This is a genomic window from Streptomyces sp. MS19, from assembly GCF_047200595.1.
Classification (GTDB): Bacteria; Actinomycetota; Actinomycetes; order Streptomycetales; family Streptomycetaceae; genus Streptomyces.
In genome coordinates, this window is the sequence record NZ_JBJZOH010000039.1 from 34539 (window position 1) to 49927 (window position 15389).

The window sequence follows — 15389 nt, forward strand, 5'->3', positions numbered from 1 at the left end:
GAAAATCTCAGAAAAATCCGGCGGCGATGTCGAGAACGCGCGGCCCGCTCCGTCCCCGCTGCGAAGAAGGCGACCACAATAGGCTCGCACCACGCACCGAGGAGAGACACCATGGCGAAGTACCTGCTGCTCAAGCACTACCGCGGCAACCCGGCGGCCGTGAACGACGTCCCCATGGACCGCTGGACCCCGGAGGAGATCTCCGCGCACATGAAGTACATGAACGACTTCTCCGCCCGCCTGGAGAAGACCGGCGAGTACATCGACGGCCAGGCCCTCTCCCCCGACGGGCTGTGGGTCCGCTACGACGGCGAGGGCCGCCCGCCGGTCACCGACGGCCCGTTCGCCGAGACGAAGGACCTCATCGCCGGCTGGATGGTGATCGACGTGGACACCCGCGAACGCGCCATCGAGCTGGCCGGGGAGCTGTCGGCCGCCCCGGGCGCGGGCGGCAGGCCGATCCACGAGTGGCTCGAAGTGCGCCCGTTCCTGACCGCGCACGACATGGTCGCGGAGTGACCCGTCGATGAACGAGGCCCTGCTGCGCAGCCTCACGCCCGGCGTCATCGCCGTCCTCGTCCGCCGCGGAGCCGACTTCGCGGCGGCCGAGGACGCCGTGCAGGACGCGCTGGTGGAGGCGGTCCGCGCCTGGACCGCCGACCCGCCGCGCGACCCGAAGGGCTGGCTGGTCACCGTCGCCTGGCGAAAGTTCCTCGACCAGGCACGCGCCGACGCCGCACGCCGCCGCCGCGAGGACCGCGCCGACGAGGAGCCCGCTCCGGGGCCCGCGCCCGCCGCGGACGACACGCTCCAGCTCTACTTCCTGTGTGCCCACCCGTCGCTGACGCCGTCGTCCGCCGTCGCGCTCACGCTGCGCGCCGTCGGTGGGCTGACCACCCGCCAGATCGCCCAGGCGTACCTGGTGCCCGAGGCGACGATGGCCCAGCGCATCAGCCGGGCCAAACGCACGGTGTCCGGCGTGCGCTTCGACCAGCCAGGCGACGTCGCCACCGTGCTGCGCGTCCTCTACCTGGTCTTCAACGAGGGCTACTCGGGCGACGTCGATCTCGCCGCCGAGGCCATCCGCCTCACCCGGCAGCTCGCGCCCCGCGTCGACCACCCCGAGGCGGCGGGCCTGCTCGCCCTCATGCTGCTCCACCACGCCAGGCGCGCCGCCAGGACCGCGCCCGACGGCAGCCTGGTGCCGCTGGCGGAGCAGGACAGGAGCCTGTGGGACACCGGCGCGATCGCCGAGGGCATCGCGATCCTCCAGGGGGCGCTGGCCCGCGACCGGCTCGGCGAGTTCCAGGCCCAGGCCGCCGTCGCGGCCCTGCACGCCGACGCGCCCACGGCCGGGGAGACCGACTGGGTGCAGATCGTCGAGTGGTACGACGAGCTGGCGCGCCTGACCGACAACCCCGTCGTCCTGCTCAACCGGGCCGTGGCCGTGGGCGAGGCGGACGGGCCGCGCGCCGGGCTGAAGGCGCTGGCGGATCTTGACTCCTCGCTGCCCCGCCACACGGCGGTGGCGGCGTATCTCCACGAACGCGACGGCGACCCGGCGACGGCGGCGCGGCTGTACGCGGAGGCGGCCCACAAGGCCCCCGACCTCCGCGAGCGCGAGCACCTGACGCGCCAGGCCGCCCGCCTCAACGCCCGCCCGCGCGGCTGACGGCCGGCGGCCGGCGGCCGGTCACCCGGCCGCGCGTTCCGCCGCCTCGCGGGAGAGGAACGCCAGCCGGGCGCGCTTGTGGGGCAGGTCGATCAGCGGGCCGAGGACGAGGCCGGTGCGCAGGGCGCGTTCGATGGCCTTGTCGTTGCGCAGGTCGGGCTCGGCGACGAGGCGGCGGACGGCCGGGTCGGCGAACACGAACGCGATCAGCGTCGGCATCAGCCCGGTCGTGAAGCCGCGCCGCAGCGGGCCGGGGGGCGGGGCGATCAGCAGGTGGACGCCGATGTCGCCCGCCCGCACGTCGTAGCAGGCCCCCACCTCGTCGGCGGCCGGGTCGTACGTCTGGAAGAGCGCCACGGGCGTGCCGTCGCGGCGGACGACGTACGCGTGGTGCGTGTCCAGCGAGTCGAGGAACTCGTAGATTTCCAGCACCCCTTCGCGCCCCGCGCCGGTCATGCCCCAGAAGCGGGCGCGTTCCTCCGACACCCACGCGTGGATCAGGTCAAGGTCGCCCGCCGGGTCCACCGGCGTCAGCGTCACGGTGCCGAAGCCGGGGACCGCGCGCGTGAACACGGCGGCCCGGCCGGGCGTGCGCGGGATCAGTGACTCCTCGTGCGTCAGCCGCGCCCAGTCGGTGACGACCGGCGCGAGCCGCCCCTCCCGCCACAGCGGCGCCTGGTCGCGGTGGTGGGGGTGGCCCGCGGTGCCGTGCGCGCCGAAGGGCACGATCCAGCCGCTGTCGTCGCGCCCGGCCAGGTCCCACACGTAACGGGCCACGGGGCCGCGCGCGCTCAGGTCCGTCACGCCGGGGACGCTGGCGGTGGCGAGGACGCAGTCGTGGTCGCCCGACAGGCCCGCCGTCTCGGCGTCGGACGGCGCGCCGGGGAGCGCGCGCCAGGGCGCGAGCCGGTGCCGTTCGCCCCAGGTGCGCTCCTCGCCCCCGGCGGCGGCGACCTCCTCCACGGCCGCCCGCACCAGCGCGGCCGGGTCGAGCCCGGGAACGGCGCCGGGCGCGAGCAGGTTGCGCAGCGCGAAGGCGACGCGGGGCCTGAGGTCCAGCCAGGGCCACAGCGCCTCGGGGTACGCGGCGCCCGGCCTGCCGTCCGCCGGGTCGCCGCCGGTCAGGCCGTCGCGGGCGAGCGTCCTGAGCGCGGCGAACTCCGGCCTGCCCGCCAGCAGCCGGGCGCACGCGGCGCGGACGGCGGCGTACGCGGCGGCGTCGGCCGAGCCGGCGTCCATCCGGCCGTCCCAGGCGAGGAGACGTTTCCGCAGCAGCGCCGCGTCCGCCGCGAGGCCGTCCAGCGCGGCCAGCGGCCCGAGGACGGCGGCGGTGTCACCGGCGAGGGTGTCGGCGTGCACAGCCGCCATGTCCGCGGCCGTCAGGCCGGTGGCGCCGGTCAGCAGCGCGGTGATGCGCCGGTGCTGGTGGCCCGGCGTGAACTCGACGCCGAGCGGCGCGGCGAGCCCCGCCTCGTTCGCCATCACCGCGAGCCCGGTGACATCGGCGCGGGGGAGCGGCTCGTACGCGCCGGGCCGCCACGCGTACCGCGCCTCCCAGGCGGGCACGGGACGCAGCCGGTTGGCGTGGTGCCGCACCGGGACGCGGCCGGTGACGCGGTGCAGGGTGCCGCCCTCGGAGTCGGCGGCCATCAGCACGTTCACCGGCTCGACCCACGCGTCGCACGCGCGGTCCACGTCGGCGACGGTCCTGGCGCGCAGCAGGCGGGGGAGCGCGGCGAACCCCAGGTCGCGCGTGACGCGGGGGACATGGCGCAGGCTGATCGCCTCGGGGTCGTCGGGGCCGCCGACGACGACCGGCCCGCGTTCCGTCTCGACCACCTCCACGGTCACCGGCGCGCCGCCCGCCACCTCGACGATCTCGGTGCCGTGCTCCGCCGGGCGCCAGCCGTCCGGGCCGAGCGCCTCGACGCCGCCACCGGGGGTGCGGCGCAGGCGTTCGCGGTAGAGGTCCTGGTAGTCGGCCATGGCGTGGGTGATGCCCCAGGCGACGGTGCCGGTGTGGCCGAAGTGCGGGATACCGGGGACGCCGGGGACGGCGAAGCCGACGACGTCGAACTCGGGGCAGGCCAGGCGTAGCTGCTGGTAGCCGCCGGGGTCCTCGACGTACCGGTGGGGGTCGCCCGCGAGCAGCGGGGCGCCGGAGGCGGTGCGTCCGCCGGTGAGCAGCCAGCCGTTGCTGCCCGCCGTGCCGATGCCGCCGGTGGCGAACAGCCCGGCCGTCGCGTCGCCGACGCGGTGGGCGGCCTCGGCGCGCCACAGCTTCGCGGGCATGCCGGTGAACAGCAGGTGCGCCGACAGCCAGATGCCGAGCGGCACCCAGGGCTGCCAGCGGGCGGGCGCGGCGCCGGTGGCGGCGAACTCCGGTGCGTCGCGGGCGGCTTCGGGCAGCGCGGCGTTGACCCCCTCGGTGTACGCGGCGAGCCAGTCGCGGGTGGCGTCGTCGAGCGCCAGCCAGCAGAGCCGCGCGGTGTGCGCGAGGCGGGCGCGGCGGGCGAGGACGTCCCAGGCCGCGGCGTCCGCGCCGAGGAGGGCGGCCGAGGTGCCGCGCAGGCGGCGGTGCTCCACCTCGATCTGCCAGGCGCGGTCGCGGGCGGCGTTCAGGCCCTGGGCGTGGGCGAGTTCGCGCGCGTCGGCGGCGCGCAGGTGCGGTATGCCCCGGTCGTCACGGTGGATGTGGATGGTCAACGGAGAACCCCCAAAGCTCTTTCCGCCCCGCTCCGGTGAAGTTAGGCTAGGCTTGCCTAACTTACCTGTCGCGGAGACGTGAAGAAACCGGGGAGAACCGGGAAGAGAGGGGACCGCCGGATGGCACACGGCTGGGAAGGCGCCGTACTGCGGCTGATGCGTGGCAAGGACTACGCGTTCACCGTCATCGGGACCGAGCAGGTCACCGAGCGGTACCGCAGGGTGCACCTGTCGGACGGCGGGCTGCTCGCCGCCGTGCCGCCGCACCCGACGATGTGGGTACGGCTGTGGTTCGCCCGGGAGGGGAAGCCCCACCAGCGGGCGTTCACGCTGGTCGACCCCGACCCGGTGGCCGGGACGTTCGCGCTCGAATTCGCCCTGCACGACGGCGTCGCGAGTGACTGGGCCAGGACCGCCGCGCCCGGCGACACCATCGAGGCCACCCTCCAGGGCACCGGCTTCGACCAGCCGGAACCGGCCCCCGCGCGGCTGCTGCTGATCGGCGACCCCGCCTCACTGCCCGCCCTGAACACCCTCCTCGACGCCTTCCCCGCCACCCCGGCCACCATCTGGTTCGAGACCCCGCACCCCACGGACCGCGTCCTGCCCGTGCGGACCGACGCCGACCGGCACGACCTGCGGCTCGTCGAGCGGATCGACGACGGCGGCCACCTCCTCAAGCAGGTACGCGCCGAACTGCCCGCCGTCCTCGGCGACCCGGAGACCGCGTACGTCTGGGCCGCCTGCGACACGGCGACGACACGCGCGCTCGCCGCCTACCTGCGCCGCGAGGCCGGCGTGCCCCGGCGGCGGGTCCACGCCCTCGGCTACTGGCGCGCCACCGCCTGAGCCGCCGCCTCCGACGCGGGGGGCCGGTGCGCCCCTCCCGCGGGCCGCCGCTTGGAGGAGCGGCGGCCACCGGCGGCGTACTGCTGGTGGACGAGCTGGACTCCAGTCTCCACCCCCGACTCGTATCGGCGCTCATCGCCCTCTTCCGATCTCCTGAGATCAACACGAGTGGCGCTCAGCTCGTCTTCACCTCGCACGAGACCGCACTGCTCGGACATCTTTCGGGTGATGGCCTCGATGCCGAGGAACTGTGGTTCACGGAGAAGTCCCCGGCAGGAGCGACGGAAATCTATCCGCTGACGGATTTTCCCGTGAAGAAGGATCACAACGTGGAACGCCGCTGCCTCGGTGGGCGATACGGAGCGGTGCCCGCTCTTGCCTGGGAAGAGCTGCTCGCCGCCCTGCAACCCGAGCCGCAGGCGTGAGCCATCGGCGTCTGCGCGGAGCGCAGAAGATCACGAAATCGAAGAACAGGCGCCGTGAGTGCACGAAGATCCTCGTCGTCACCGAGGGGACCACCACGGAACCGCAGTAGTTCGAGAGGTTAGCCGCCCTGCTGCGGGCGCAGGCGGTCCGGGTGGTCAGCGTCCGTCCCTTCGGTGTCGGCAGAGACCCGTTGAGCGTGGTGAAAGAGGCGATACGCCGCCGTGACGCGGAGGCGAGCGCCGGGGACCCGTTCGACGCGGTCTGGTGCGTCGTCGATGTCGACGAGCACGCCGCTCTCGAAAGAGCGTGCGTACAGGCCGACCGCGCGGGAATTGACGTCGCCCTCAGCTCGCCCTGTTTCGAGATCTGGCTCCTGTGGCATTTCGAAGACTGGACCTCCTGGGTGGACTCGGACACGGTCGCGCGGCTGCTCCAGAAGCGAGGCTTCTCGGGGAAGAGCATGCCGGCGAACTTTCCCTACGCCAGTTACCAGAAGGCCATGGCTCGCGCGGCCACCCGAGGCGAGGCGGCCGTGAGTCACGCTCCGCCCAATCCGCACAGTACCGTTCCCCTGCTGATCACAGCTTTGCTCCAGGCGTACGGACCTGCGCGGCCCCCCCGGCTGACGCGCGTGGGGTGGAGCGGGTGGCCGGCCGGGCCCCGCTCCACCCCACGTTCCTTCCGGCGGCCGGACCGTCCGGGGAAAGACGGACCCGGCCGCCGCCCAGGGGCGGGGTCAGGCGCCCCGCGCGCCCACCGGCTGCTGCTGCGCCGGGACGGGCGCCGCCGCCGCGTCGTCGTCCGCCACGGGCCCGCCGTGCCCGTCGTCGGTCAGCGTGGACTCGTCGAACGGCCGCTCGCCGCCCAGCACCTCGCGCATGCGGTCGCGGTCCACCTCGTGCGTCCAGGTGCCGATGATCACGGTCGCGACCGCGTTGCCCGCGAAGTTCGTCAGCGCGCGCGCCTCGCTCATGAAGCGGTCGATGCCGATGATCAGGCCGACGCCGTCGAGGAGTTCGGGGCGGTGCGACTGGAGGCCGCCCGCCAGCGTGGCGAGCCCCGCGCCGGTCACCCCGGCCGCGCCCTTGGACGCGATGACCATGAACGCCAGCAGCGAGATCTGCTCGCCGAGCGCCAGCGGCTCGCCCATCGCCTCGGCGATGAACAGCGACGCCATCGTCAGGTAGATCGCCGTGCCGTCGAGGTTGAACGAGTAGCCGGTCGGCACGGTGATGCCGACGACGGGGCGGCTGACGCCCGCGTGCTCCATCTTCGCGATCAGGCGCGGCAGCGCCGACTCCGACGAGGACGTGGACAGGATCAGCAGGAACTCGCGGCCCAGGTAGCGCAGCAGCGAGAAGATGTTCACCCCGGCCACCACCCGCAGCAGTACGCCGAGCACCAGCAGGACGAAGATCAGGCAGGTGGTGTAGAAGCCGAGCATGATGACGGCCAGCGAGCGCAGCGCGTCCGTGCCCGTCTCGCCGACCACCGCCGCGATCGCGCCGAACGCGCCCACCGGCGCCAGCCACATGATCATCGCCAGCACCCGGAACACCAGCCGCTGGATGTGCCGCACGCCCCGCAGCACCGGCTCGCCCGCCGGCCCCATCGCCTGGAGCGCGAATCCGGCGAGCAGCGCCACCAGCAGCGTCTGGAGCACCTCGCCGCCGGTGAACGCGGACACCATCGTCGTCGGGATGATCCCGAGCAGGAAGTCCACGGTGGACTCGCTCGCGCCCTCGGCCTGCGCCGCGCCCGCCTCCGCCGTCGCCTCGGTGAGGTGCAGCCCCGAGCCGGGCTCCAGCAGGTTGCCCACCACCAGACCGATGGCCAGCGCGAACGTGGACATCACCAGGAAGTAGCCGAGCGCGAGCCCGCCGACCGCCCCGACCTTCGCGGCTTTCCTGACCGAACCGATCCCGAGCACGATCGTGCAGAAGATGACCGGCGAGATCATCATCTTGATCAGATTGACAAAGCCGCTGCCCAGCGGCTTCAGCTCCACCCCCGCGTCGGGCGCGGCGAGGCCCACCGCGATGCCCGCGGCCACGGCCACGATCACCGCCAGGTACAAGTAATGCGAACGGTCACGCCGTCTCGGGGCGTCCTTCTCTTCGGTCACGGCAGTCACGGCGCGTGCCTCCTCGTCGTCGCGGAGTGAGCTTCCGCGACTATCCACCCGCGTGTGACGCCGGTCACCCTTACGTTCATTTCGGTCTCGGTCCGGCACGCGACACGCCGTGCACACTGGGGTCATGCGACTGCCCCGCGCGCCCCGGCCCCGGAGCCTGGCCGGACAGCTCTTCGCCATGCAGGTGCTGCTGGTCGCCGTCGTCGTCGCGGGCTGCGCGCTGTTCGCGTACCTGACGGACCGCGCCCAGGCCGAGGAGGCCGCCCGCGACAAGGTGACGGCCGCGGCCCGCGCCGTCGCCGACTCGCCCTCGGTGGCCGCCGCCCTGCGCGACCCCGACCCGTCCGCGCGCCTCCAGCCGTACGCCGAGGACGTCCGCCGCCACGCGGACGTCACCTTCGTCACGATCATGGACACGGACGGCACCCGCTTCACCCACCCCGACCCGGCGCAGATCGGCGCGACGTTCCTCGGCCACACCGCGCCCGCCCTGGCCGGTGAGACGTTCACCGAGGAGTACACGGGCACGCTCGGCCGGTCCGTCCGTGTCGTCACCCCCGTCCGCGACCCGGCGACCGGGGACATCACCGCCCTGGTCAGCGCGGGCATCACGGTCCACGCCATCGGCGAACGGCTCGCCGGGCAGGTCGCCGCCCTGGCCGCCGTCGCCGCCGCCGCGCTGCTGATCGGCGGCCTCGGCACGTACGCCGTCAACGCCCGGCTGCGCCGCCACACCCACGGCATGAACGCCGCCGAGCTGAGCCGCCTGCACGAGTACCACCACGCGACGCTGCACGCCGTCCGCGAGGGCCTGCTGCTGATCGACGGCGCCGGTCGCGTCGGCCTGGTCAACGACGCGGGCCGCGCGCTCCTCGGCCTCACCGGCGAGGACCCCACCGGACGCGCCGTGGCGGAACTCGGCCTGACCGCCGCCCTCACCGAGACCCTGCTCGCCCGCGACCCGCGGGTGGACGAGGTGCACGTGACGGAGGACCGCGTCGTGGTCGTCAGCACCTCACCGGTGGCCGGCGGCGAACGGCACGGCACCGTCGTCACCCTGCGGGACCACACCGAACTGCGCGCCCTCGCGGGCGAACTGGACTCCGCCCGCGGTTTCGCCGAGGCCCTGCGCTCCCAGGCCCACGAGACGGCGAACCGGCTGCACGCCGTCGTCTCCCTCATCGAGCTGGGACGCACCGACGAGGCCGTCGAGTTCGCCACCGCCGAGCTGGAGCTGGCCCAGGCGCTGACGGATCGCGTCGTGGGCGCGGTCGGCGCGGTCGGCGAACCGGTGCTCGCGGCCCTGCTGCTCGGCAAGGCGGCGGAGGCGGCCGAGCGCGGCGTCGAACTCGTCCTCACCGACGACAGCCGCATGGACGACGGGCTGCTGCCCCCCAGCCTCCCCGCCCGCGACCTGGTCACCATCCTCGGCAACCTGATCGACAACGCCCTGGACGCCGCCGCCGGTTCGCCCGGCCAGGCCCGGGTGACCGTCACCGCGCTCGCCTCGGCGGACGAACTGCTGCTGCGCGTCGGCGACACCGGGCCTGGACTCGCCCCCGAGGCGGTCGGTGCCGCGTTCCGGCGCGGCTGGTCCACCAAGGGCAGCGGACGCGGACTCGGGCTCGCTCTCGTCGGGCAGGCCGTACGCCGCCACGGCGGGACCGTCGAGACCGGTGGCGCGGGCACGCCCGGCGGCGCGCGCTTCACGGTCCGGCTGCCGCTGCGGACGGAGGTGCCGGCGTGACCGGCCCCGGGCGCGCGGGGGCGGGGGCGGGGGAGGGCGACGAGATCGGCGTCCTCGTCGTGGAGGACGACCCGCTGGCCGCCGAGGCGCACGGGCGGTACGTCGAACGCGTCCCCGGCTTCGCCGTGCGCGGCATCGCCCACAGCGCGGCCGAGGCGCGGCGCGTGCTCGCCCGCACGCCCGTGGACCTGCTGCTCCTCGACCTGTACCTGCCGGACGGGCACGGGCTGGCGCTGCTGCGGGCGCTGCGCGCGGCCGGGCACGGCGCCGACGTCATCGCCGTCACCTCGGCGCGCGACCTGGCGGTGGTGCGGGAGGGTGTGTCCCTCGGCGTGGTGCAGCACGTGCTGAAGCCCTTCGCCTTCGCCACGCTGCGGGACCGGCTGGTGCGGTACGCCGCGTTCCGCACGGTCGCGGGCGAGGCAGGGGGACAGGACGAGGTGGACCGCGCGCTGGCCGCGCTGCGCGCCCCGGGACCGGCGGCGCTGCCCAAGGGGATGAGCGGCCCGACGCTGGCGGCCGTCATCCGCGTGCTGCGCGCGGCGGGCGACGCGGGGCTGACGGCGGCGGAGGCCGGGACGGAGGCGGGCGTCTCCCGCATCACGGCCCGCCGTTACCTGGAGCACCTGGCGGAGACCGGCCGCGCCGCGCGCAGCCCGCGCTACGGGCACGTCGGGCGCCCCGAGCACGGCTACCGCTGGCTCCCCGAGAACCCGGCGGCGCCCTGACCTGCACCGCAGCGCAGCGGCCCCTGTCAGTGGGGGGTGCCATAGTGACCGCATGAATCCTTCGGAGATCGTGCGCGAGTTCTGGAACCGCATGGGCGCCCGCGACTGGGACGGCCTGCGCGAGCTGATGGCCGACGGCGTGGTGATCGACTGGCTCGCCAGCGGCGAGCGGTTCGCGGGCCGGGAGAACATCGTCGGCGTCAACGCCGCCTACCCGCTGGGCTGGTCGATCGAGGTGCTCTCGGTCGTCGCGGACGGCGAGACCGTCGCCTCGGAGGTCGCCGTCCCGCACGAGACGCTGGGCGACTTCCGCGTCGCGTCGTTCTGGACGGTCAGGGACGGCCGCATCGTCAGCGGCCGCGAGTACTGGACGACCGTCGGCGGCGACCCCGCGCCGGAATGGCGCACCGCGTACGCCCAGCGGATATGAGCCCCGCATGGCGTCGGTCACACACCCCGTCCGTCACGTCCCGCCGTACCTCCACGGGCCGGGCCGGACCGCCGCGCATCCCTTCCCCCGCGGTCCCGCACATCGCCGCACCGGCGGCGCAGAAAATCTGTAACCGCCGGAGTAGACATGATCCGCCTCCGGGGTTAGGGTCGTACACGTACGTGAGAGTCGGAGCCGCGCGGCAGATGACGAACTGGCGCGCATGAGTCATGAGTCATGAGTGATGTTCCGGTGGCACGGCAGTCGAGTGGTGGGACCGGCGGATGTGAGGGTTCCACCGCTGGCTGCCGGGCCCGGCGGCCCCAGGGGCCGCATGCAGTACGCAGTACCGCAGTACCGGGCCGGCGGCGCAGCCGGTGACCGGAGAGCAGGAGGAGGAAGGGAGGTACACGCCATCAGGATCGCCCAGGCGGGAACGTCCGCCCGGGTGACGCAGACCCCGGATGGGAAGGTGGTCCCCGGTCGAGCAGTCACGATCCCCGCACCCGCCCTCGTCGGTGGCCGTGCGGACGAGAGAGACCGGCGAGGCAATAGCCGGTAGATGGTGTTGATCCCCCTCGGGGCCCTGGTGCGACACGGCACCAGGGCCCCTCGACGCGTTTCCCGAAGAGGTGCAAGTGACCGCAGACCATCCGTCCACCCCGTCGAGCAGACTCGACGACGACGACTATCCCGCCTACACCATGGGCCGCGCGGCCGACATGCTCGGTACGACACCCGCGTTCCTCCGCGCCATCGGCGAGGCCAGGCTGATCGTGCCGCTCCGCTCGGAGGGCGGGCACCGCCGCTACTCGCGCTACCAGCTGCGGCTCGCCGCGCGGGCCCGCGAACTGGTCGACCAGGGCACTCCCATCGAGGCCGCCTGCCGCATCATCATCCTGGAGGACCAGCTGGAGGAGGCCAGGCGCATCAACGACGAACTGCGCCTCGGCCGCGCCGCCGGGCAGGAGCGGGACGGCGCCTGACGGCGTCCTCGCCCGTGCCCCCGCCGCGCGGATAACTCCTGTCGCCGCTGTAGAAACGGGGAAACGGGCCGCCCGGGAATTCGCCGGCGGCGGAACCGGAACCGGAGGACCGTCGCCCTCTCCGGCCGGGCCGTGCTACGGTGAAATGAGTTGCAGTTGTGGTTCCCGAAGATTTCAGATGCTTTCCGGGCGGATGCCCGTGAGTATGCTTGTCGTTTCCGGATTTTCCGGAGGGGAAATCATCGCAGCGACTCCGGTTCCGCAAGGTGCGGAATCCGGGCACTGCCCCCGAAGGAGTTTCCTATGGCATCCGGCACCGTGAAGTGGTTCAACTCGGAAAAGGGCTTCGGCTTCATCGAGCAGGACGGCGGCGGCGCCGACGTCTTCGCCCACTACTCGAACATCGCCACCTCCGGCTTCCGTGAGCTCACCGAAGGCCAGAAGGTGACGTTCGACGTCACGCAGGGCCAGAAGGGCCCGCAGGCCGAGAACATCGTTCCCGCCTGACGACGAAGCCCGTCGCACGGCCGGGCCCGCACCCACGGGTGCGGGCCCCGCGCGTTTTCCGCCCCGCGCACCGCGCGGCGCACCCGGCGGCCGTGACCGCCCCCCCACCGACCAGGCCGACGGCCGGACCGCGTCCGCCCCGTCCACGGAAAGCGAATTCACCGGAGTTTCACCGAGAATACGGTTTTCCTTCGCAGCCTGGATTCTGCTCTTTTTTCTTTTCGGCTCGATCCTGTGAATCGTGGTGCGGCTCGCGCCGCCGGTACGCATTCCCTCGATACGCGCCGTATCGAGGAAGGTTCGCCATGAACCGCACCGTTCGCAGGGACGACAGTCCCCACCGCTCACCCCGCCGTTCCGGCAGGGACGGCCGCGGCCGCCCCCAGGGCGCCGCCCGCGGGACCGGCGGCGGCCCCCGTGCCGGCCAGCCCGGACGCCAGGGCGGACGGGGCGGCAGCCGCCCCGCCGCGCCCCACGCCGAGTTCACCATGCCGGCCACGAGCACACCGTCGCTCCCGCCCGCCGAGGCGTTCGCCGATCTCGACCTGCCCGCGCCCCTGCACGCCGCGCTCGGCGCCGAGGGGGTCACCGTCCCGTTCCCCATCCAGGCGGCCACCCTCCCCGACTCGCTGGCGGGACGCGACGTCCTGGGCCGCGGCCGCACCGGCTCGGGCAAGACGCTCGCCTTCGGCCTCGCCCTGCTGGCCCGCACCGCCGGGCAGCGCGCCGAGCCGCGGCAGCCCCTCGCGCTGGTGCTCGTCCCCACCAGGGAACTCGCCCAGCAGGTCACCGAGGCGCTCACCCCCTACGCCCGGCCGCTCCACCTGCGGCTCACCACCGTCGTCGGCGGGCTGTCCATCGCCCGCCAGGCACGCGCCCTGCGCACAGGGGCCGAGGTCGTCGTCGCGACGCCGGGACGGCTGCGGGACCTCGTGGACCGCGGCGACTGCGCGCTCGACCGCGTCGCCGTCACGGTCCTGGACGAGGCCGACCAGATGGCCGACATGGGCTTCCTCCCCCAGGTGACCCACCTGCTCGACCAGGTCAGGCCCGACGGGCAGCGCATGCTGTTCTCCGCGACCCTCGACCGGAACATCGACCTCCTCGTCCGCCGCTACCTGCACGACCCGGTCGTCCACTCCGTCAACCCCTCCGCGGGCGCCGTCACCACCATGGAGCACCACCTGCTCCACGTGCGCGGCGCGGAGAAGCAGGCGACGGTCACCGAGATCGCCGCCAGGGACGGGCGGGTGCTGATGTTCCTCGGCACCAAGCACGCGGCCGACCGGCTGGCCAAGAACCTGCTGGCCGTCGGCGTCCGCGCGTCCTCGCTGCACGGCGGGAAGTCCCAGTCGCGGCGCACCAGCATCCTGGAGCAGTTCAAGGCCGGGCAGATCACCGTCCTGGTCGCGACGAACGTCGCCGCGCGGGGCATCCACATCGACGACCTCGACCTGGTCGTCAACATCGATCCGCCCGCCGACCACAAGGACTACCTGCACCGCGGCGGGCGCACCGCGCGCGCCGGCGGGTCCGGCAGCGTCGTCACCCTCGTCCTGCCCGAGCAGCGCCGCGACGTGGAGCGCCTGATGGTCCACGCGGGCGTGAAGGCCCGGACGACCGAGGTCCGTCCCGGCGACGCCGCGCTGCGCCGCATCACCGGCGCCAGGGAGCCCTCCGGCGTCCCCGTCACGATCGCCGCCCCGGCGGCCCAGGCCGCCCCGGCCGGACGGCGGACCCGTACGCCCTCCAAGGCGCGCCGCGCCGCACGCCCCCGACGACAGGAGAGGTCTTGACACCTGCCCCCGCACCCTGCCCGGCGATCCGCCCCACCACGCCGGGACTTCAGGTGGACGACCACATGACGGTGGACGTGGCGATGTCCGTACTGGTCAGCGCCCGCGTCCCGTACCTGGTCCTCCAGGACGCGGACGGGCGCTGCTCCGGCCGCGTCACCCGCGCCCAGCTCGCGGCCCACCGGGGCGGCCCCTGGTACAGCGACCGGACACGCCTGCGCGACCTCCCCGCCGCGCAGCCGCCGCCGGGCGCGTCCCCGCAGGACGACACACACGACGGCGGCCCCGCCGTTCCCGCGCCCACCGCCTGACAGCGCCCGCTGTCGGCTCCCTCTCCGCTCGTTCCCCGCGACCTTGTGAGGCATCATGCGTTGTGTCATCGCCAACTCCCCCTTCTACCTCCACAAGGACGACGTCCTGCGGGCGATGAAGGGCGTCAGGCCGGAGCCCGTCTCGGGCGCGTCCGTGACCATCGGCCGCCGCACCTACCCCGTCAAGCAGGCCGGGGAAGTGATCACGGGACAGGACCGCCGCGACTTCACGGCGGGCGAGGTGAGCCGGGCGCTGACCAAGCTCGGCTTCGTCTGCCACGCCCCGGCCGCCGCGCCCGCCGCCGACCGGTCCCCGGTGAGCACGGCGTCGGCACTGCTGGGCGGCGCCCAGCCGATGGCCTGACCAACGCCACTCCGGGGCCCGGCACGCACGCTCGCCACGCGGCGGACGTACGTGCCGGGCCCCGCGCATCTTGCCGGGCGTCACCCGGCCGCCGCCCCGGGCCGAGGAGCGGAGGACTTCGCCGGCGGACATCGGGCCCTCCTCGAAGCCGATGCCCGTCAGGGCGACCTCTCCGATCTGGAGCAACGGCCTCCCGGCGGGACCGGCGCCCGCGACCTGGAGCAGCGCCCCCTCGCACGACAAGGAAGCGGCTCGGGCGCGGCGCAGCCGAACCGTCCGCGCTCGCCGACCACTTGACCGCCCAGGGCCTGGTCCTGGAGATGCCGGCCCGGCCGCTGCCCGGGATGTACGACCCCAGCGGGCCCGGCCGCCTGTTCTCCGCGTTCTACCGAGCCGCGTTCTGCCGAGCGCCAGAACACCCGTACGACCCGGCCAGGGTTGCCCCGCGTGTCACCGCCGCGTCCGCGGCCCTATTCGAATACGAGTTCAGGACTCCGACCGGTAAACGTGTCTACAACCTGCGCCACACGTGCCTCATGACGTGGCTGAACAGTGGCGTTCCACCCGCCCGGATCGCCGAGCGGGCGGGTGACGGCGCGCGCTGCGTCGTAGGCCGGCTGGACGACCACCCGGGACGTGCGGAAGGCAGCCGGGATCTGCTCGTGGTCACCAGGTGAGAACGGCCCCGGGGGGGGGGGGGGGGGGGGGGGGGGGGGGGGTTGGGGGGGGGGGG

The 15389-nt window shown here is 74.1% G+C and carries 15 protein-coding genes and 1 pseudogene; 14 read left to right on the forward strand and 2 right to left on the reverse strand.

The genetic code is table 11. The annotated features are described in order from the left end of the window. Window positions 1-111: 111 nt before the first annotated feature. Window positions 112-519, forward strand: a complete 408-nt coding sequence (locus tag ACL02R_RS25570) for a YciI family protein (RefSeq protein ID WP_412799323.1) — start codon at window positions 112-114, stop codon at window positions 517-519. A 7-nt stretch (window positions 520-526) separates the two neighbouring features. Then, the gene (locus ACL02R_RS25575) at window positions 527-1672 is read left to right on the forward strand and encodes an RNA polymerase sigma factor (RefSeq protein ID WP_412799324.1); all 1146 of its coding nucleotides are present in this window, start codon (window positions 527-529) and stop codon (window positions 1670-1672) included. A gap of 21 nt (window positions 1673-1693) precedes the next feature. Here the strand turns inward: ACL02R_RS25575 and ACL02R_RS25580 are convergent, their stop codons facing one another. Then, complete coding sequence (locus ACL02R_RS25580) at window positions 1694-4378, reverse strand: GNAT family N-acetyltransferase (RefSeq protein ID WP_412799325.1); 2685 nt, start codon at window positions 4376-4378, stop codon at window positions 1694-1696. A 120-nt stretch (window positions 4379-4498) separates the two neighbouring features. On the opposite strand from ACL02R_RS25580, the gene ACL02R_RS25585 reads away from it, so the two are divergent. From ACL02R_RS25585 to ACL02R_RS25595, 3 genes and pseudogenes are all read left to right on the forward strand, one after another. After that, complete coding sequence (locus ACL02R_RS25585; RefSeq protein ID WP_412799326.1) at window positions 4499-5227, forward strand: siderophore-interacting protein; 729 nt, start codon at window positions 4499-4501, stop codon at window positions 5225-5227. Window positions 5228-5253: 26 nt separating this feature from the next. Continuing rightward, on the forward strand, window positions 5254-5652 hold the full coding sequence (locus tag ACL02R_RS25590) for an AAA family ATPase (RefSeq protein WP_412799327.1): 399 nt from the start codon (window positions 5254-5256) through the stop codon (window positions 5650-5652). Between the two features lie 131 nt (window positions 5653-5783). Continuing rightward, a pseudogene (locus ACL02R_RS25595) lies at window positions 5784-6230 on the forward strand (RloB family protein); the annotation flags it as partial. 159 nt (window positions 6231-6389) lie between these two features. On the opposite strand, the gene ACL02R_RS25600 reads toward ACL02R_RS25595, so the two are convergent. Beyond that, window positions 6390-7787 (reverse strand): cation:dicarboxylate symporter family transporter, encoded by a 1398-nt coding sequence (locus ACL02R_RS25600; protein WP_412799328.1) that lies wholly within the window; start codon window positions 7785-7787, stop codon window positions 6390-6392. Between the two features lie 124 nt (window positions 7788-7911). On the opposite strand from ACL02R_RS25600, the gene ACL02R_RS25605 reads away from it, so the two are divergent. The 9 genes from ACL02R_RS25605 to ACL02R_RS25645 all read left to right on the forward strand — a co-directional run bounded on the left by ACL02R_RS25605 (window position 7912) and on the right by ACL02R_RS25645 (window position 15333). Further along, window positions 7912-9534, forward strand: a complete 1623-nt coding sequence (locus ACL02R_RS25605) for an ATP-binding protein (protein WP_412799329.1) — start codon at window positions 7912-7914, stop codon at window positions 9532-9534. After that, on the forward strand, window positions 9531-10262 hold the full coding sequence (locus ACL02R_RS25610) for a response regulator (RefSeq protein ID WP_412799330.1): 732 nt from the start codon (window positions 9531-9533) through the stop codon (window positions 10260-10262). The genes ACL02R_RS25605 and ACL02R_RS25610 overlap by 4 nt, the downstream gene beginning before the upstream one ends. 52 nt (window positions 10263-10314) lie before the next feature. Beyond that, window positions 10315-10692 (forward strand): nuclear transport factor 2 family protein, encoded by a 378-nt coding sequence (locus ACL02R_RS25615; RefSeq protein ID WP_412799331.1) that lies wholly within the window; start codon window positions 10315-10317, stop codon window positions 10690-10692. A gap of 638 nt (window positions 10693-11330) precedes the next feature. After that, a complete protein-coding gene (locus tag ACL02R_RS25620) occupies window positions 11331-11678 on the forward strand; it encodes a MerR family transcriptional regulator (RefSeq protein WP_412799332.1) in 348 nt (115 codons plus the stop codon). Between the two features lie 303 nt (window positions 11679-11981). Further along, window positions 11982-12185, forward strand: a complete 204-nt coding sequence (locus tag ACL02R_RS25625; RefSeq protein WP_362955360.1) for a cold-shock protein — start codon at window positions 11982-11984, stop codon at window positions 12183-12185. Window positions 12186-12490: 305 nt separating this feature from the next. Continuing rightward, window positions 12491-13981, forward strand: coding sequence for a DEAD/DEAH box helicase (locus tag ACL02R_RS25630; RefSeq protein WP_412799333.1), 1491 nt, complete (start codon window positions 12491-12493; stop codon window positions 13979-13981). Beyond that, window positions 13978-14292: a hypothetical protein gene (locus ACL02R_RS25635; protein ID WP_412799334.1), complete on the forward strand. Its 315-nt coding sequence runs from the start codon at window positions 13978-13980 to the stop codon at window positions 14290-14292. The genes ACL02R_RS25630 and ACL02R_RS25635 overlap by 4 nt, the downstream gene beginning before the upstream one ends. Window positions 14293-14347: 55 nt before the next feature. Then, window positions 14348-14656, forward strand: coding sequence for an SCO5918 family protein (locus ACL02R_RS25640; RefSeq protein ID WP_412799335.1), 309 nt, complete (start codon window positions 14348-14350; stop codon window positions 14654-14656). 293 nt (window positions 14657-14949) lie between these two features. Then, entirely contained in the window at window positions 14950-15333 is a 384-nt protein-coding gene (locus ACL02R_RS25645; protein WP_412799336.1) for a hypothetical protein, read from the forward strand. The last annotated feature ends 56 nt before the right edge of the window (window positions 15334-15389 follow it).

Coding starts and splice junctions, on each gene's coding strand:
- ACL02R_RS25570 (WP_412799323.1), top strand. CDS start 112: ATGGCGAAGTACCTGCTGCTCAAGCACTACCGCGGCAACCCGGCGGCC.
- ACL02R_RS25575 (WP_412799324.1), top strand. CDS start 527: ATGAACGAGGCCCTGCTGCGCAGCCTCACGCCCGGCGTCATCGCCGTC.
- ACL02R_RS25585 (WP_412799326.1), top strand. CDS start 4,499: ATGGCACACGGCTGGGAAGGCGCCGTACTGCGGCTGATGCGTGGCAAG.
- ACL02R_RS25605 (WP_412799329.1), top strand. CDS start 7,912: ATGCGACTGCCCCGCGCGCCCCGGCCCCGGAGCCTGGCCGGACAGCTC.
- ACL02R_RS25615 (WP_412799331.1), top strand. CDS start 10,315: ATGAATCCTTCGGAGATCGTGCGCGAGTTCTGGAACCGCATGGGCGCC.
- ACL02R_RS25625 (WP_362955360.1), top strand. CDS start 11,982: ATGGCATCCGGCACCGTGAAGTGGTTCAACTCGGAAAAGGGCTTCGGC.
- ACL02R_RS25630 (WP_412799333.1), top strand. CDS start 12,491: ATGAACCGCACCGTTCGCAGGGACGACAGTCCCCACCGCTCACCCCGC.
- ACL02R_RS25640 (WP_412799335.1), top strand. CDS start 14,348: ATGCGTTGTGTCATCGCCAACTCCCCCTTCTACCTCCACAAGGACGAC.